General features: G+C 70.2%; 18 protein-coding genes. 10 read left to right on the top strand and 8 right to left on the bottom strand.

From position 1 onward, the window contains the following. From VGO10_RS13285 to VGO10_RS13275, 3 genes are all read left to right on the top strand, one after another. The coding region (locus tag VGO10_RS13285) for an ADP/ATP-dependent (S)-NAD(P)H-hydrate dehydratase (RefSeq protein ID WP_327469056.1) at nt 1-418 on the top strand (418 nt) is incomplete at its 5' end. A 49-nt stretch (nt 419-467) separates the two neighbouring features. Further along, entirely contained in the window at nt 468-1,595 is a 1,128-nt protein-coding gene (alr, locus tag VGO10_RS13280; protein WP_327469054.1) for an alanine racemase, read from the top strand. Next, nucleotides 1,592-2,986, top strand: a complete 1,395-nt coding sequence (locus VGO10_RS13275; RefSeq protein ID WP_327469052.1) for an HD domain-containing protein — start codon at nt 1,592-1,594, stop codon at nt 2,984-2,986. The genes alr and VGO10_RS13275 overlap by 4 nt, the downstream gene beginning before the upstream one ends. Here the strand turns inward: VGO10_RS13275 and VGO10_RS13270 are convergent. After that, nucleotides 2,983-4,179: a M28 family metallopeptidase gene (locus VGO10_RS13270; RefSeq protein WP_327469050.1), complete on the bottom strand. Its 1,197-nt coding sequence runs from the start codon at nt 4,177-4,179 to the stop codon at nt 2,983-2,985. The genes VGO10_RS13275 and VGO10_RS13270 overlap by 4 nt on opposite strands. 81 nt (nt 4,180-4,260) lie before the next feature. On the opposite strand from VGO10_RS13270, the gene VGO10_RS13265 reads away from it, so the two are divergent. The 5 genes from VGO10_RS13265 to VGO10_RS13245 all read left to right on the top strand — a co-directional run bounded on the left by VGO10_RS13265 (nt 4,261) and on the right by VGO10_RS13245 (nt 8,676). Next, nucleotides 4,261-4,686 (top strand): HIT family protein, encoded by a 426-nt coding sequence (locus VGO10_RS13265; protein ID WP_327469048.1) that lies wholly within the window; start codon nt 4,261-4,263, stop codon nt 4,684-4,686. Continuing rightward, entirely contained in the window at nt 4,683-5,462 is a 780-nt protein-coding gene (locus VGO10_RS13260; RefSeq protein ID WP_327469046.1) for an enoyl-CoA hydratase/isomerase family protein, read from the top strand. The genes VGO10_RS13265 and VGO10_RS13260 overlap by 4 nt, the downstream gene beginning before the upstream one ends. A gap of 3 nt (nt 5,463-5,465) precedes the next feature. Then, nucleotides 5,466-6,068, top strand: coding sequence for a hypothetical protein (locus VGO10_RS13255; protein ID WP_327469044.1), 603 nt, complete (start codon nt 5,466-5,468; stop codon nt 6,066-6,068). A gap of 79 nt (nt 6,069-6,147) precedes the next feature. Beyond that, on the top strand, nt 6,148-6,798 hold the full coding sequence (locus VGO10_RS13250; RefSeq protein ID WP_327469042.1) for a hypothetical protein: 651 nt from the start codon (nt 6,148-6,150) through the stop codon (nt 6,796-6,798). Between the two features lie 63 nt (nt 6,799-6,861). Further along, the gene (locus VGO10_RS13245) at nt 6,862-8,676 is read left to right on the top strand and encodes a hypothetical protein (protein ID WP_327469040.1); all 1,815 of its coding nucleotides are present in this window, start codon (nt 6,862-6,864) and stop codon (nt 8,674-8,676) included. Here the strand turns inward: VGO10_RS13245 and VGO10_RS13240 are convergent. Both VGO10_RS13240 and VGO10_RS13235 read right to left on the bottom strand, forming a co-directional pair. Then, the gene (locus VGO10_RS13240; protein ID WP_327469038.1) at nt 8,633-9,079 is read right to left on the bottom strand and encodes a hypothetical protein; all 447 of its coding nucleotides are present in this window, start codon (nt 9,077-9,079) and stop codon (nt 8,633-8,635) included. The two genes, VGO10_RS13245 and VGO10_RS13240, sit on opposite strands and share 44 nt — an antisense overlap. Nucleotides 9,080-9,090: 11 nt before the next feature. Next, nucleotides 9,091-9,378: a hypothetical protein gene (locus VGO10_RS13235; protein WP_327469036.1), complete on the bottom strand. Its 288-nt coding sequence runs from the start codon at nt 9,376-9,378 to the stop codon at nt 9,091-9,093. A gap of 47 nt (nt 9,379-9,425) precedes the next feature. On the opposite strand from VGO10_RS13235, the gene VGO10_RS13230 reads away from it, so the two are divergent. Further along, nucleotides 9,426-11,015 carry a glycosyltransferase family 4 protein gene (locus VGO10_RS13230; RefSeq protein ID WP_327469034.1) on the top strand — a complete coding sequence of 530 codons (1,590 nt, stop codon included), beginning with the start codon at nt 9,426-9,428 and terminating at the stop codon, nt 11,013-11,015. Between the two features lie 130 nt (nt 11,016-11,145). Next, nucleotides 11,146-11,790 carry a c-type cytochrome gene (locus VGO10_RS13225; protein ID WP_327469032.1) on the top strand — a complete coding sequence of 215 codons (645 nt, stop codon included), beginning with the start codon at nt 11,146-11,148 and terminating at the stop codon, nt 11,788-11,790. A 538-nt stretch (nt 11,791-12,328) separates the two neighbouring features. Here VGO10_RS13225 and VGO10_RS13220 read toward each other — a convergent pair. Genes VGO10_RS13220 through coxB form a run of 5 tightly spaced genes read right to left on the bottom strand, consistent with a single transcriptional unit; the run spans nt 12,329 to nt 16,873 of the window. Beyond that, nucleotides 12,329-12,484: a hypothetical protein gene (locus tag VGO10_RS13220; protein ID WP_327469030.1), complete on the bottom strand. Its 156-nt coding sequence runs from the start codon at nt 12,482-12,484 to the stop codon at nt 12,329-12,331. Next, nucleotides 12,484-13,095 (bottom strand): cytochrome c oxidase subunit 3, encoded by a 612-nt coding sequence (locus VGO10_RS13215; RefSeq protein ID WP_327469028.1) that lies wholly within the window; start codon nt 13,093-13,095, stop codon nt 12,484-12,486. The genes VGO10_RS13220 and VGO10_RS13215 overlap by 1 nt, the downstream gene beginning before the upstream one ends. Nucleotides 13,096-13,105: 10 nt before the next feature. Next, nucleotides 13,106-13,948, bottom strand: a complete 843-nt coding sequence (locus VGO10_RS13210; protein ID WP_327469026.1) for a hypothetical protein — start codon at nt 13,946-13,948, stop codon at nt 13,106-13,108. Between the two features lie 16 nt (nt 13,949-13,964). Further along, nucleotides 13,965-15,878: a cytochrome c oxidase subunit I gene (gene ctaD, locus VGO10_RS13205; protein WP_327469024.1), complete on the bottom strand. Its 1,914-nt coding sequence runs from the start codon at nt 15,876-15,878 to the stop codon at nt 13,965-13,967. Continuing rightward, nucleotides 15,875-16,873, bottom strand: coding sequence for a cytochrome c oxidase subunit II (gene coxB / locus VGO10_RS13200; protein ID WP_327469022.1), 999 nt, complete (start codon nt 16,871-16,873; stop codon nt 15,875-15,877). Before coxB ends, ctaD begins: the two co-directional genes overlap by 4 nt. Nucleotides 16,874-17,034 lie beyond the last annotated feature (161 nt).

The following is a 17,034-nucleotide window of genomic DNA, read 5'->3' as shown; positions in this document are numbered from 1 at the left end:
GTTGGCGTCGCGCAGCGCACCCACGATCCTGACGCCGCATGGGGGAGAGCTGGGGCGGCTGCTCGACGTCGATTCCGACCCGATCGCCGCCCATCGTCTCGACCACGCACGTGAGGCAGCGCGCCGCTCCGGCGCGATCGTCGTCCTCAAGGGCGACGACACGCTGGTCGCCGAGCCCGACGGTCGCGTCGGCATCTCGCGCGGCGGCTCGCCTGCGCTGGCGACCGCCGGCACCGGCGACGTCCTCTCCGGCGTGCTCGGAGCCTTCCTGGCTCGTGGGATGGAGCCCTTCGAGGCCGCTTGCGCCGCCGTCTTCACCCACGCGGAGGCCGGCAGGCGCGCGGCGAGCGCGCTGGGCGGCCCGGATGGCGTGATCGCCTCCGATGTGGTCGACGAGCTGGCCCGGACGCTCGAATAGAGTCCTCGCACGCAATGGCCATCGTCGCCGACATCCTGGAGCGCTGAGCGTGGCGGTCCGCGCGCTGGCGCGCGTGAACCTCAGCGCGATCGAGCGCAACGTCGCCCAGCTCAAGCGCGAGGCGTCGAAGGCCGCGCTCTGCGCGGTCGTCAAAGCCGACGGCTACGGCCACGGGATGGTTCCGAGCGCCCAGGCCGCGCTGCGCGGCGGTGCGACCTGGCTCGCTGTGGCCACGGCGCTGGAGGCGCGCGAGCTGCGCGCCGGGGTCGGCGACGACGTCCGGATCCTCGTGCTCGGCGCGCTCAGCGACGAGGAGCTGCCGATCGCGCTCGACGCCGGCGCCGACGTGTCGGTCTGGACCGTGGAGCGGGTGCAGGCGATGGTCGCCTCCGGTCGTTCCGCGCGCGTGCACGTCAAGCTCGACAGCGGCCTCGGTCGCCTCGGCACGCGCGATCCGGAGGAGGCCGACGCGGTCGTCGCCGCCGTCGAGGCCGCTGAGGAGCTCGAGCTGGCGGGCGCGTGGACGCACTTCGCCACCGCCGACGAGCGCGGCGATGCGTTCTTCGGCGAGCAGCTCGCGATCTTCAAGGCGTGGGTCGAGCCGCTGCGTGCGGCCCATCCCGGCCTGCTCGCCCACGCCGCCAACAGCGCGGCCGTCCTGCGCGACCCGGCATCCCACTTTGACCTCGTGCGCTGTGGGATCGCGATTTACGGCCTGGATCCGTTCGGCGAGGATCCGGCGTCGCGCGATCTCGAGCCCGCACTCGAGTTGGTGTCCTACGTCGCGGCGCTCAAGACGGCGCAGCCGGGGGAGAGCGCGGGCTACGGCCGTCGCTTCATCGCTCAGCGCGAGACGTGGCTGGCGACCGTGCCGATCGGCTACGGGGACGGTTACCGCCGCGCGCTGACCAACCAGGCCCACGCGCTCCTGCACGGCCGCCGCATCGATCTCGTCGGAACCGTGTCCATGGACAACGTGACCTTCGATGTGGGCGCTGCTGGCCTCGGCCCCAAGCTCGGCGACGACGTCGTTCTCATCGGCGCCCAGGGCGCCGAGCGCATCACCGCCGAGGACCTGGCGCGCCTGATCGACACCATCAACTACGAGATCACCACCGGCATCACCGCGCGCGTGCCACGGCTCCACCACCGCGACGGGGAGACTGTCGCGGGGTGAGCGGTGAGGCGCTGGAGGCCGCGCGGGGTGCGCTGGCCGGCGTGCCGGCGTGGATCGTCGGCGGGGCCGTGCGTGATGAGCTGTTGGGGCGACCGACCGCGGATCTCGATCTCGTCGTCGACGGCGACGTGCGCAGTCTGGCCAAGGCGCTGTCGCGGGCCGCGGGCGGGCCGGCGTTCGAGCTCTCAGACGCCTTCGGCGCGTGGCGGGTTGTCGGCCCCGAGCATCGCTGGCAGGTCGACATCATGCGCCTGCAGGGCGACTCGCTCATCGAGGATCTCGCCAAGCGGGACTTCACCATCAACGCGATGGCGCGGCCGCTGGCCGGCGGCGAGCTCGTCGACCCGCACGATGGCGCCGGCGACCTCGCCGCCCGCCGCCTGCGGATGGTCGCCCCGTCAAGCTTCGAGGATGACCCGCTGCGCACCCTGCGCCTCGCGCGCTTCGCGTCCGAGCTCGCGATGGAGCCCGATCCCGAAACCGCAGCCGCCGCGGCCCAGCGCGCGCCCCAAATCGCCGGCGTCGCTGCCGAGCGCGTCTTTGCCGAGCTCAAGCGCGTCATCGCCGCCGATCGCGTCCTCGAGGGTCTCGCGCTCATGGACACGCTCGGCCTCACGCCGCACGTGCTGCCCGAGCTCAGCGCGCTGCGCGGCGTGCAGCAGAACCGCTACCACCACCTCGACGTCCACGACCACACGCTCGAGGTGCTCGCCGAGACCGTCGCGCTGGAGCGTGACCCGGGCGCCACGCTCGGTGCCGAGCTCGACGCGCCGCTACGGGCGTTCCTCGCTCAGCCGCTGGCCGACGAGCTGACCCGCGCCACCGCGCTGCGCTTCGGCGCGCTGCTCCATGACGCCGCCAAGCCCGAGACCCAGGCCTTCCACGCCGACGGGACCGTCCTCGGCTTCCCCGGCCACGCCGACCTTGGCGCTGAGCGCTCCCGCGCCGCGCTCACCCGGCTGCGCACCAGCGAGAGGCTGCGCGCCCACGTCGCGGCGCTCGCCCGCCATCATCTCGGCCTCGGCTACCTCGTGCACAAGGCGCCGCTGGATCGCCGGACGATCCACCAGTACCTCGTCAAGACGGCGCCGGTCGAGGTCGACGTGTCGCTGCTCTCGATCGCCGACCGCCTCGCGACCCGCGGCCGCAAGGCCGAGGAGGCGATCGTCAAGCACCTCGAGGTCGCCCGCGTGGTCCTGCCCCAGGCGCTCGCCTACACCGATTGGGTCGCGCAGCCGCCGCTGATCCGCGGCGATGAGCTGGCCCAGGCGCTCGAGATCCGCCGTGGCCCACAGCTCGGTCAGCTGCTCGCCGCGATCGCCGAGGCTCGCTACGCCGGCGACGTCTCGACCGCCGACGAGGCGATCGCGCTGGCGCGCACGCTCCTCTAAGTCGGGACGCTGCGCGTGATCGTCCCCATGACGACCTCGACGCTCCGCGCGACCGACGCGTAGTCCACGTTGTCGGCCGTGTCGGTCGGCCAGTGGTAATTGGCCGGCACGAGGTATTCGGTGACTGAGCCGATCGTGGCGGTCTGGTAGCCCTGGCGCAGCGACACCAGCCCGTCGGTCGCGAAGGTGAAGCGGATGCCGCGCCGGACGTGGACGCCGGCGTCGCGGGCCGCGGCGGCGACGCGCTCCTTCTGCGCCGAGGGGTACTCGTACATCCGCAGAAAGCCCTCGCCCTCGATCAACACCAACTCGGGTGAGCCGACGGTGTCGAGACAGAGAAACGACGTGGACTCCGGGCTCAGGCGCCTGAAGTGGCGCCGCGCGAACGCCAGCATGCCCTCCTGGTTGGCCTCCTCGGCACCGGCCGACAGCAGGATCACGCGGACACCGTTCGGAGGCGGTGCGTCCTGGAGCCTGCGCGCGACCTCCAGCAGCACCGCGACGCCGCTGAGGTTGTCGTTGGCGCCGGGCACCACCGGCTGGCGGATCATGTGCGCCATGACGGTCGCGGTGCCGGCCGCAAACGCCGTCCCCAACGCCGCGGTGCGACGCCCACCGGTGAGGGCGCTCATCGCAGCCGCCGCCGGCCCGCCGATGACCAGCCCCATCAACGGCGGCCAACGGTCCGTCCGAGCCATGACGCCGGGGAACTTCTCCACCATGAACTTCGCGAACGTCTGGTCGAAGATGAACGAGGTCCGCGCCGCGTCGTGGTGGGCATGGACAACAAGCGTGTGGTGGGCGTCCTCCGGGCCGAACTCGGCGACCACGTTGGTGGTCAACTGGCGCTTGAGCACCCGTCGCAGAGCGCGGCGCCGGCCGCCGGTGAGGTCCTGCCAGATGCCGGCCGCGCCCGCACCGGCGAGCACGCCACCCAGACCGCGCCGGCCCGCCAGGACCGCGACCCCGCCCGCCGCGCCGAGCGCGTTCAGAACGCCGAGCGGCGTGAAGTACGTGCCGTGCACGAGCTCCTTGTCGACGACCACGCGTGCGCCGCAGGCGGCCATCCGCTCGGCGATCCACGCCGCCGCCTGGGCCTCGCCGGGCGAGCACGGCAGGCGATCGAGCGCCGCCAGCGTCGCCACGTCGGCGTGCAGGGCCTCCTGCGTGGGGGTGCTGACCGCGCCGGACATCGACGATGGAGCGTACTGGTGGACCGCCTCACGGAAGCTGATCGGAACCTGAACGACACGCCGCGTGGATAAGGTGCCGCAATGTCCGCCACCGACCCCGACTGCCTCTTCTGCAAGATCGTCGCCGGCGAGATCCCGGCCACGATCGTCGCCTCCGACGAGCGGACGGTCTCCTTCATGGACATCAACCCGGCCACCCGCGGGCACGCTCTCGTCGTGTCGCGCACCCACGCCCGCGATCTGCTGGAGATCGAGCCCGACGATCTCGCGGCCGTGGCGCTGGCCGGACAGCGCCTCGCGCGCACGGCCAAGACGGTGCTTGAGGCCGACGGTGTCAACCTCCTCAACAGCTGCGGCGCCGATGCGTGGCAGACCGTCTTGCACTTCCACCTGCACGTCATCCCGCGCTACGAGGGCGACCCTCTGCGCTTGCCCTGGATCCCCGGCCCCGGCGACATGGACAGCATCCGTGCGACCGGCCAGCAGCTCAAGGAGCACTACTCGTGACCGACGTCGTCCGCCTGGAGCAGGAGGGCCCGCTGGCCGTCCTGACCTTCGACAGCCCGCCGCTCAACCTCTTTGACGACGCGGTCTTCGAGGGCGTGCGCGCAGCGATCGACAAGGTCGCCGCCGACCCGCCGCGCGGACTGTTGATCCGGGCCGAGGGCAAGGTCGTCTCTGGCGGCGTCGACGTCGGCAAGGTCTTTGACGGCATGTCGGCTCAGCGCGGTGGCGCACTGTGGGACGAGCTGCTGGAGGTCGTCCACAAGATCGAGGAGCTGCCATTGCCGACGGTCTTCGCCGCCCACGGCCTCTGCCTCACCGCCGCCTTCGAGATCGCGCTGGCCTGCGACATCCTGCTGGCCAGCGAGCGCGCGAAGTTCGGGCTGGTGGAGATCGTCGTCGGCCTCACGCCCTCGATGGGCGGCCCGCAGCGGCTGGCCGAACGTGCTGGCCCGGCCCGCGCCAAGGAGCTCATCTACACCGGCGAGCTCTTCGACGCCGCGACGCTGGAGCGCTGGAACGTCGTCAACCGCGTCTACGCGAACGACGCCTTCGAGGACGAGGCCCGCGCGTTTGCCACCAAGATCGCCAACGGGCCGACCAAGGCGCATGCGGCCACGAAGGCGATCGTCCGAGCTCAGAAGGAGGGCGGCGCCCGTGCGGCCGACGCGATCGTCGGCGAGGTCTCTGGCGCGCTCTTTGACACCGAGGACCTCAAGAACGCCGTCCGCTCGTTCCTCACCGACGGGCCCGGCAAGGCCACCTACGAGGGACGCTGAGCCATGCGGCGCGCGACGAGGACGCTGACGACGCTCGGCCTGCTGACGATGGCGGCCTGGTCGGTGGGATCGACGATCGCGCCCGCGGAGACCGCGCCCGACACGCAGGCGGCGACCGACCCGAAGGGCGACGTGCGCAGCCCGCTGGACCTCACGCGCGTCGCGCTCTCCCGCGCCGCCGACGGCCGCCTGCGCGCCTCGCTGACCGTCGCCGCGGCGTGGACCGGCAGCGACCTCCAAAGTAATACGACCCCACCCACCCCTCCGGGCTCTCTCTGCCTCAAGGCGTGGACCACGACCGCGCCGCCCGACACCACGCCCGACTACCTGATCTGCACGACCGCCAACGCCGATGGCGCCCTGCGCGGCTCGATCCTCAAGCAGCGCGCCAACAAGCTGCCGGAGCGCACTGGCGGCGCGGACGTCTCGCGACCGAGCACGCGCACGGTGACGCTGCGCTTCTCGCAGACCGCGATCGGCAAGCCGGCGACGCTCTACGTCGCCGCCGAGTCGACGCGCCCCGGCTGCCCGCGCGGCAGCTGCATCGACCTGGTGCCCGACGCGCCCAAGACGCTGAAGCTGGTGCTGCGCAAGGCCACGACGTGAGCCGGTCGCCCCGGATATCGGGGTGGGCGTGGGCGCTGGCGCCCGCAACTTCGCCGCCGCGTCGTGTTGAATTGGCGTGATGCCTCGTTTCCGCACCTTGCTGGCGGCCCTGATCGGCGCCGGCCTCGCCCTGCCGGCCGTCGCTCCCGCCACGCTGGACCCCGTCCCGGCCGTCGATCCCGGCGACGCCATCCCCAGCTGCCCGGACAAGCCCTGCTACGCCCTTGGGCGCACCACGGGCTACCAAGCCAAGGTCGGCACCAACCGTGGTCTCTACACCGTCCAGAAGGATGGCGTGCTCGTCTCCTGGACGATCAAGCTCTCCAAGCCGAGCGACAAGCAGATCGACTTCTTCAACAAGAGCCTCGGTGGCGAGTCCCAGGCGGCGATCTCGGTGCTGCGCATGGGCACCAAGCTCCACGCGCGTCTGGTCGCCCAGGGCGAGGTCCAGAAGCTCACGCCGTACTTCGGCCAGACCGTCGAGTTCGCGCTGCAGAAGACGATCCCGGTCAAAAAGGGCTGGGTGCTCGGACTGACCGTGCCGACATGGGCGCCGGCGCTGGCCGCGGGCCTCGGCGGCGACACCTCCTGGCGCGCCAGCCGAGCCAAGGGCACCTGCGACGACAGCCAGGCCCAGACCGCGCAGGCTGTCAACCAGATCGGCCGCTACTACTGCCTCTACCGCACCGCGCGCATCATGTACTCGGCGCGGGTCATCTCGACGCCGTAAGGCGCCATCCAACGCCAGTTGGCTCTGGCGTGAGCGCAAGGTGGTGGCGAGAGTCCAGCGTGCATGACACTCTCGCCCGTCATCGAGCGGCGCATCGTGACGTTCCTGCCGCCGCTCTTCGTCGCGGCGCTGCTGATCCCGTTCGTCGTGCACCAGAACGCGTGGTACGAGTGGGAGAACGCCTACTGGTTCCTGCAGCGCGAGGCCGCGCATGTCTCGGCCCACGGGGTCCCGACGTTCTTCCTCCACACCAAGGACGGGACGTTCTACCCGTTCTTCCTGTACTACGGCGGGTTCACGATCGGGCTCCTGGCCTATCCGGCAGTGCTCTTCGGGGCGTGGCCGGTCTTCCTGGCGAGCATGGCCGCGGCCATGGTCAGCGGCTACCTCGGAATCTGGTGGACGGCGCTCAACCTCGGGCTGTCGCGCCGGCTGGCGGTCCTGCCGGGCCTGATCTACGCGACCACGCCCTATGTCCTGAGCGACGCCTACGGCCGCGGTGCCTGGGCCGAGCTCGTCAGCGTCAACGCCGTGCCGGTCATGCTGGCCGGCTGGACGGCGCTGCTGCGCCCGCAGCCTCGCCACCCGCGCCTCGGGCTGGCTGCGCTCGTCGGCTCCGCGGCGGTCATCGCGGGGACGCACAACGTGGCGCTGATGATGACGGGGCTGGTACTGCCGTTCATCGTCTTGGCGCTGCTGCCCGTCACGGTCGGCGGCTTGGGGCGCCGCGACTTCCTCTCACGCCTCGGTCGGGGCGCCCTCGCCGTCGCCATCGGCGTGGGCCTCACCGGCGCGTGGCTGGTGCCGAACATCTGGCTGGGGTCCAAGACCTACATCACCGACACCGCGCTCAACCAGCTGACGTTCGTCGGGACCGCGTCGTTCGAGCGCATCAGCAACGTGCTGTCGCCGTGGCCGATCGTTCCCGGGAACTTCAAGGGCTTCATGTGGATCTACGCGCAGGCCCCGGTCCTTGCGATCTGCTGGGTCCTGGTCGCGCTCGTCCTCACGCTGATCGGATCGCGCGGCCGCGCGACGCGCGGCGTCGTCCTCTCGGCTGTGGCGTTGGTCGTGCTCGGCGCCGCCCTGCTGACGATCATCACCCATCCGCTGTGGTGGTCGCACTTCCCACGGACCGTGCAGACCGTGCAGATGCCGATGCGGGCGATCCCGTACCTGGCGATGGTCACGGCCGTCGCCGTGACGGTGCTGTTGACGGGCATCGGTCATGCGCGGGCGCGACGGCCGCTGGTGGCCGCCCTCGTCATCGCTGTCTCCGTGCAGGCGATCGCCGCGATCTACGTCGTCGTCTCCGGACAGCCCGGCGTCGCGCTCACGGCCACCGTCGTCCATCACAAGGACATTCGCGTCGAAGAGGAGCCGTCCCCCTTCTCGGGCCCGCGCGAGCTGGTGCCGGCGCAGTTCCGGGTGCTGGGCCAGCCGCAGGGAGTGCAGACGGCCGTGGGCGAGGTCGCTTCCACATTGACATCCCAGCTGACCTCCGATGCGGCGACGATCCGGGGCGCGGCCAACGTCGGCGATCAGGTCGTGAGCGACGTCGTGTGGTCGCCGCTGGTGCACATCACCGGCGACGTGCGGATTGCGGGGCGCACCGCCGACGGCACGATCCTGCTCGAGGTCACCCGGACCGACCCCAACCGCGTCTTCACCGCCACCGTGCGCGGGCAATGTGCGCTCTGCCTCGACGGCGCCGGCGGCGGGTGGCAACTGCGCGTCGGGCGGCTGCTCACGCTGCTCAGCTTCGCCCTGCTCCTGACCGCATGCGTCGTGAGCCTCGGTCGGTCGGTGCGGCGGCGGCGCGTGCTGGCGAAGGTCAGCCCGGGCAGGCGCCGGGGTTCTGCGAGCAGAAGTCGCTGAAACCGCCGGAGTTGGTGGTGCTGGTGCCCGTCGAGGTGCCGCCGGAGCCGGTGCCGCCGGTGGCCGCGCCGGTCCCGGCGCCCGTTGACGTTCCGCCGGAGTTGGTGCCGCCGGTCGCCGCGCCGCTGCTCGGGGCTGCGGGCGTGACGGCGGCGCCGGTGCTGGAAGACGAGGTGCTCGGCGTGGTCGAGGAGGGCGTGCTGCTGGAGGCGCCATCGGCCGCCGTGGTCGACGTGCTGTCGCCCGAGGACGCCGCGGCGCCCCCGATCGACGTGCTCGCGGGCGCGATGAGCGCCTGCGGCTTCTTCGGGATCACGTCATGCGTCGCGCTGCTGCCGCCGCAGGCCGTGAGGCCGACGGTGGCGAGGAGCATCAGGGTGACTGCCGTGGCGGGACGGCGCATGCGTGGCTCGCTTAGTCGGATGCCGGGACGGGGACGCCGAGGGGACCCATGCGGCGCCCGCACGTGGGGCAGTCGTTGAGGTCCTTCTGGGCCAACTGGTCGCACCAGTTGCAGAAGCGGAGGTTCTCGACGGCGAACGGCAGCCGTGACGGGCTCGGCGCCAGCGGGATGACCTTGCCGACGACCTCGAGGGTCTCGCCGGTGTCGCGGTCGCGGTAGATCTTGCCGGGCTCGGCCTCGAGGAAGATCTCGCGCCCCGTAGAGGGGGTGCGCATGCGGTAGCGCTGCTTCAGGCTCACGGGCGAAAGCCTAGCGATGACGGGCGTCAGACGAGACGTGAGCGGGCATGATGGCCTCCTTGCGGATCCTGATCTTCCACGGCTACCTCCTGCGAGGCACCGGCTCCAACGTCTACAACGCGCTGCTGGCCACCGCGCTCGCGCGCCAGGGCCACGACGTGCACTTGCTCTGCCAGGAACGCCATCCGGAGGATGTCGATGCTGTCGGGGCGGCGGGCGACTGGGACGACGGCGGTGTGCTGCGCGTGCGGCCGATCCGCGATGGACGCCGCGTGACGACCTACCGCCCCGATGTGGGGCGGATCCTGCCGGTCTATGTCGCCGATCGTTACGAGGCTGTGCAGGCGCGCACGTTCGCCGAGCTCGACGACGCGGCGATCGCCGACTACGTCGCCCGCAACGTCGCGGCGGTCGCCGAGGTCGCCGAGCGCGTGCAGCCCGACATCGCGCTGGCCAACCACCTCGTGATGGGCCCGCTGGTCCTCGCGCGGGCGTTGGCCGAGAGCGTCCCGTACGCGGTGAAGGTCCACGGCAGCGCGCTGGAGTACGCCGTCAAGCCGCAGCCCGAGCGCTTCTTGCCGGCTGCCCGCGAGGGATTGGCGCGTGCCCGGACGGTGCTCGTCGGTTCCCGCCATACCGCCGAGTCGCTGTGGACGGCGATGGAGGATCCGGCGCTGCCGGCCCGCACGCGCCTCGGCCCGCCCGGGGTGGACGTCGAGGCGTTTCGGCCGCGCCCGCGCGCGCAGGCGACCGCGGAGCTGCACGCGTTGGCTGCTGGCCTGGCGGAGGAGGCGCTCGCGGCGCCGCCGGCGGTTGCTGGCGCGTCGGTCTCGGCCTTCACCCGCGACCCCGCCGAGGCGGCCCGCGCCTTGCACGATCTCGACGGTGAGCGCGACCGCCTCGTGACGTTCGTGGGCAAGCTGATCGTCTCCAAGGGCGTCGACCTGCTCGTGGCCGCGTGGCCGCTCGTGCTGGCCGCGGTTCCGGACGCCAAGCTCGTGGTCGTGGGCTTCGGCGGCTACCGCGACGCGCTGGAGCGGCTCCTGGCCGCGCTGGCGGCCGGGGATCTGTCGACGGTGCGAGAACTGGCCGCCGAGGGCCGCGCGGCCGAGGGCGGCCCGCACGCGCCGCTGATGCTGCTCGAGGCGTTCCTGGATGACCTCGATGGCGCCCCCGACCGTGACCGCTACCTGGCGGCCGCTCAGAGGCTGGGTGAGCGTGTTGTGGTGACTGGGCGCCTGGAGCATTCCGAGCTCGCGCCGCTGCTGGCCGCCAGCGAAGCGCAGGTCGTGCCCTCGACCTTCCCGGAGGCGTTCGGGATGGTCGCCGTCGAGGCCGCGGCGTGCGGCGCGCTGCCGGTCGTCGCCGACCACTCGGGCCTCGGTGAGGTCCGAGCGATCCTGGCCGGCGCGGTCCCGGTGGGTGCGCGGGCCTGGTTGGGCTTCGCTGCGGGCCCGCGCGCGGTGCGCGACCTCAGCGACCGCCTGATCGCCTGGCTGCAGGCGCCCGAGGCGCTGCGCGAGACGACGCGCGAGGGGCTGGAGACGGTCGCGCGCGAGCGCTTCTCGTGGGACGGCGTGGCCCGCGGAGTGGTCTCCGCAGCCCTCGGCGAGACCGCCGCGCTGCCAGAGCCATGACGGTTGGTTGCGTTGCCCTCCTGGGTTGCGGTTAGGATCCCCGGCGATCATGGGGAAGAGGATCTTGCCGCGAGCGGCGCTCTGCGCTGCCATCGTCGCCGTTGTTCCGGCGCTGTCTGCCTGTGGAGGGGTGAAAGACCCCCAGGCCGACGTCGTCGCGGGCAAGCAGCTCTTCGTCCAGAAGTGCGGCTCCTGCCACACGCTGGCGCGCGCCGGCACCAAGGGCACGACCGGCCCGAACCTCGATGAGGCCTTCCAGCAGCCGGTGAAGGAGAACTTTGGCGAGACGGCGATCCGCGGGGTCATCCTCAAGCAGATCCTGTTCCCGAACCGGCTGCCGAATTCCGACGGCATCAAGATGCCGGCCAAGCTCGTCAGCGGCCAGAACGCGCATGATGTCGCCGCCTACGTCGCATCGGTGACGGCCAAGGGCGGCAAGGACACCGGGCGTCTGGCGAGCGCGGTCAAGGCCGCCGGCGCCGGCACCGCGGTCGAGAAGGCCGGCGTGCTGAGCATCCCGGCCGATCCGGGTGGCCAGTTGGCCTTCGCCGCCGCCAAGGCCACCGGCACCGCCGGCCCGGTGACGATCGAGATGCCGAACAAGTCCGGCACGCAGCACGACATCGTCATCGACGGCTTGGGCAAGGGCGCTGTCGTGGCCAACGGGACGTCATCCTTCAAGGCGACGCTCGACACGGGCAAGACCTACACGTACTACTGCTCCGTGCCGGGGCACCGGGCGGCGGGCATGCAGGGGACGCTGACGGTCAAGTAGGGCGGCGGCGCGAGCGTCCGTGGCGCTCAGCCTCGCGACGCTGGCCCGCTGCGCGCAGCGTGGTTCGTTGAATGCCAGCCTGGCTGGCGCCCAGTTCGAGCGTTGGCCAGGGCGCGCGGTGTGGCCCGTCGGCACCGAGGGGGCGAGCGTGAGCGGCATCTCGCGGCGTTGCCCGTCGTCCGTTGTCGTCCGAGGGTGAGGTCGATGGCACTTCGACGTCGCATCTCAACGCCTAGGTGCCATCCATCCTCGCGCTGCGGTCAACGACACTGAACCCGCGATATGCGCGGCTTTGGTGTCGTCGAGCGCGTGGAACCCGCGTATATGGCGGGTCGGGCGCGTTTGGCGGGAATACGGCTGTGAATCGCCTGCCCGGGGCGCTCGCGGACGACGAGGGACGCCACGACGCGCTCCTCACGCTCACTCCCTCGATGCCGACGGACCACGCCGCAAATCAGCGGCCAACACCACGCGCTGAGCGCCAACCACGCAGCGTCCCGCGACCGACACACCCGGCGCCTAGCAGCGCCGCTGGCCCTCAGGCGCCGAGTGCCCGCGCAACGACGACGAGCACGATGATCGTCCCGAACACCGCGATCGTCCCCAACAACACCCGGAACGCCGCGGCCTCGGACCGAAACGGCTCCAGCACCCGCAGCAGCAGCGCGTTCCAGTCGCGGGGCGTGTCGCCCATCACAACACGTAGACCGTCGTGTACACGACGATCCACATGACGTCGACGAAGTGCCAGTAGATCCCTGGGATCTCGACGCCGTGGTGCTCCTCGGCCGAGAAGTGGCCCTTGAAGGCGCGGATCGTGACCATGCCGAGCAGGATCAGGCCGATGGTGACGTGCGCGCCGTGCAGGCCCGTCAGCGAGAAGAAGACGGTGGCCTGCGCGTTGTCCTGCGGCGCGAAGCCGATGTGGACGTACTCGTTGATCTGGATGAAGAGGAAGGTCAGGCCCAACAGGAACGTGGCCGTCATGCCGGCTTGCAGGCCGAAGCGGTTGCCGTTCTTGATCGACGTCTGCGCCCAGTGCAGCGTCAGCGAGCTCGACACCAGGATGGCGGTGTTGACGCCCGCCACGGCGACCGGAAGGTCCTTGCCGTCGGTCGGGAACCATCCGCCCGGCTCGGCGACGATCCGGATGAAGAAGTACGCCGTGAAGAAGGCCCCGAAGACCATGATCTCGGAGATGATGAACAACAACATCCCCAGCAGCGCGGGCTCGACGCGCGAGCTGCGGTTGGCCGGCGGCGGTCCGTGGTGGTCGTGGCCGTGGGCGATCGAGGCGGCTTCCATGGGTCTCTCTTTACGCGGCGCTGGCGGCGGCGCGGTCGGTGGTCTCGACGTGGTCGACCGGCTTGTTGGTGACCTTGCGGACGCGCTCGATCAGGTCGGCGCGCAGCCAGCCCGAGCGTGTGGCCGGCAGGGTGGAGATGACGATGTCGTCGACGCGGAAGAACTGCAGCGCGTTCATCGTCGCCGTGTAGGGATCCGGGTCGCCGATCATGCCCGCGGCGATCAGGTTCTCCGAGATCAGGCGGTCGACGACCTGCGCCATGCGCGCCCGCGCATTTGCCGCGTGATGGCCCTCGCCGCCCTCCTGCGGGACGATCACGATGAAGAGCGAGCCACGTGGGTTGGAACCGGCCTTCTTCTTCAACGAGTCCAGCAGCGCGTCGCCGCTCGCTGTCTTGGCCGCCACGACGAGCGTGACGTGGAAGGGGATGCCCTCGGCGTCGATGTCCTGGACGACGTGGGTGACCGGCAGGCCGCTGGCCTGCTCGATGCGCTCGATCAGATCGCGGCGCAGCCAGCCCGACACCGTCGCCGGGAAGGTCGAGACGATGATCTCGTCGGGATGATGCTCGGCGACGGCGTCCATCGTGGCGGTGTACGGATCGGTGTCGCCGATGTCGCCGACCGCGTTGATGCCCTGGTCGCGCAGGAAGCGGCGGGCCAGGTCGATGCGCACCTTGGCCGCGTCGAAGACGAAGTCGTCGTAAATGATGTTGCCGTGCTTGGGCTTGTTGCGCGGCACGCAGACGATGACGCGGGTGCCCTCGCCGCCGGCGCTCGCGCGCTCCTTGACGGTCTCGAGCAGTTGAGCGCCCGCGAGCGTCTCGTTGGCCACGACCAGGATGGTGCTCATGTGGTGCTCCCCTTCATCACTCGGTAGGTGGCTGGGTGTGCGTACCCGCCGGGGTCGCCTTGGCCTCGGCCGGCGCGGCCGGGCCGAAGATGCCGTGGACCGCGCCCGGCGTGCCGTACTCGTAGGGCCCGCCGACGACCGTCGGAATCTGGTCGAAGTTGAACACCGGTGGCGGCGAGGACACCTGCCACTCCAGCGTCATCGCACGCCACGGGTTGGCGGTGGCGCGGGCGCCGCCGCGCCACGAGGCGACCATGTTGTAGGCAAAGATCAGCGTGCTCAGACCCAGCGCGAACGAGGCCAGCGAGATGATCAGGTTCCACGTCGCGAACTCGTCGGCGTAATCGGCGACGCGGCGCGGCATCCCGTTGACGCCGATGATGTGCATCGGCGCGAAGGTCGCGTTGAAGAACACGAACGTCATCCAGAAGTGCAGCTTGCCGAGGCGCTCGTCGTACATCCGGCCCGTCATCTTCGGGAACCAGTAGTAGACGCCGGCGAAGATCGTGAAGAGCGATCCGCCGAAGAGCACGTAGTGGATGTGGGCGACGATGAAGTACGTGTCGCTGACGTGGATGTCCAGCGGGATCATCGCGAGCATCACGCCCGAGATGCCGCCGCAGGTGAACATCGTCAGGAAGCCCAGCGCGAAGAGCATCGGCGTGTCGAGCTTGATGACGCCACGCCAGAGCGTCGCCAGCCAGGAGAAGATCTTGATGCCGGTCGGCACCGCGATGACCGCTGTGGTGACCATCATCGGGATCCGGATCCACGACTGCATGCCCGAGACGAACATGTGGTGGGCCCAGACCGTGAAGCCGAGCACGACGATCGCCAGCAGCGAGAAGGCCATCATGCGGTAGCCGAAGATCGGCTTGCGCGCCTTGACCGACAGCACCTCGCTGACGATGCCGAACCCGGGCAACATCATGATGTAGACGGCCGGGTGGCTGTAGAACCAGAAGACGTGCTGGTACATCAGCACGTCGCCGCCCTTGTCGGCGTCAAAGAAGTGGAAGCCCAGCCCGTAGTCCAGCAGCACGAAGAACTGCGACGCGGCGATGAACGGCGTGGCGATGACGACCAGCAGCGAGGTCGAGAAGTTCGCCCACGCCAGCAGCGGCATCCGGAAGAACGACATGCCCGGCGCGCGCATGGTGATGATCGTCACCAGGAAGTTGAGCGCTGTCGCGATCGACGACGCCCCCGCGAACTGGACCGCGATGGTGAAGAACATCTGCCCCAGCGGGGCTGTCGTCGACAGCGGGGCGTAGGCCGTCCAGCCCGAGGCGAACGAGCCGCCCGGCGCGAAGAACGACGCCAGCATCAACACGCCGGCGCACGGCAGCAGCCAGAACGACAGCGCGTTCAGGCGCGGGAAGGCCATGTCCGGCGCGCCGATCATCAGCGGCAGGACGAAGTTCGCCAGCCCCGCGAAGACGGGGATGATGAACAGGAAGATCAGGATCGACGCGTGGACGCTGAACAGGCCGTTGAACGTGTTGGAGTCCACGAACTGCCGGCCCGGCTGGGCCAGCTCGGCGCGCATCAGCATGGCCATCAGGCCGCCGACGAAGAGGAAGAAGAACGAGTGGACCGTGTACTGGATCCCGATGACCTTGTGGTCGGTGTTCGGGCGGAAGTAGTCCTTCCACGTCTTTGCCCCGTGCGACGAGTGATCCTCGGGGCGCGTCGGCTTGCCGGCCGCCCAGTAGAACCAGTAGTCAAAGCAGCCGAGGCCGATCAGGAACGCGAACGGCAGCACGAACATCCCGATGAGGACGATCGACTCGGCCTCCAGGAAGTGCGCGTAGCGATCGTGGCCGTACAGCATGCGCACGAGCCAGCTGATGGCGACGGCGAACGACGCGCCGATGAGCATGTACCACCCGGCGCGATACCAACCGGCCTGCCGCAGCTTGACGGTCACTTACCCGCCACCTCCTCGAGGTACTTGACCAGCGCGTCGATCTCCGGCTGGCTCAGGAGCTTGCCGAAGTTCGCGGGCATGATGCCCTTGTTGAAGCCCTTGGCGATCTCGGCGTCCGGATTGACGATGGACTCGTGGATGAACGCCGCGTCCTTGCCCTTGAGGACCTGATCGAGATCGGGCCCGACGCCGCCGGCGGTCCCGGCGTCGGCGAGCTTGTGGCAGGCGCCGCAGGCGGTGGCGCCGGTCTGCGTCTCACCCTGGGTGAAGAGCGCCTTGGCGTCGATGGCCGGAGCCGCGCCGCCTCCGGCCGGCACAGCAGCCTTGACGGGCGTCGTCATCTTCTTGACCCACGCGTTGAACTGCGCCTTGGGCAGGACGTGGGCGGTCTGGCGCATGAAGGCGTGGCCGAGGCCGCAAAGCTCGGCACAGACGACCGGGTAGCTGCCGAGCTTGATCGGCGTGACCCGGTAGTTGGTGGTGATGCCGGGGACGGCGTCGATCTTCATCCGCCACGCCGGGACCCAGAAGTCGTGCAGGACGTCCTTGGTCTTGACGTTGAACTTCACCGACTCGTTCTGGGGCACGTAGAGCTGAGCCGAGGAGAACTTCTTGCCGTTCTCGACGTAGTCGAAGGTCCACGTGAACTGCTGGCCCATAGCCGTGATCTGACGCTCGTTGCCGGCTGCCGGCGCCTTCTCGATGTCGTGCAGCACGAGGTACGCGTAGGTGCACAACGCGACGAGCATGATCGCGGGGATCGCGGTCCAGACGACCTCGAGCCGCGTGTTGCCATGGATGGGTGGGCCATCCAGATGCTCCTCGCCCGGACGCATCCGGAAGTTGCGCGCGGCAAACAGCACCACGGTCGTCACGAGGACGAACACCGGGACCGAGCAGATGATCAACACGTCCCAGAACGTGTCGATCTTCTTGGCCTGCTCTGACCCCTGTGTGGGGAACCAATCGATGACGAGCCCGAGGGTGATTCCCAAAATCGATGCGATTAGGCCGACGACCACCATCTCTGTGACGGTGCGCCGGCCTGATTGCCCTCGCAGGGAATCAGCCTCCGCTCGAGTGCTCTCCTCACCCATAGCCCGGCGATCCTATGGGTAGGGCGCGACGGGAAGCAACGACGTTCCGCGCCAAGCGG

The organism is Baekduia sp. (assembly GCF_035996765.1).
Taxonomy (GTDB): Bacteria; Actinomycetota; Thermoleophilia; order Solirubrobacterales; family Solirubrobacteraceae; genus Baekduia.
Note: the sequence above shows the minus strand (reverse complement) of the source record. Positions and strands in the feature narration are given on the sequence as shown.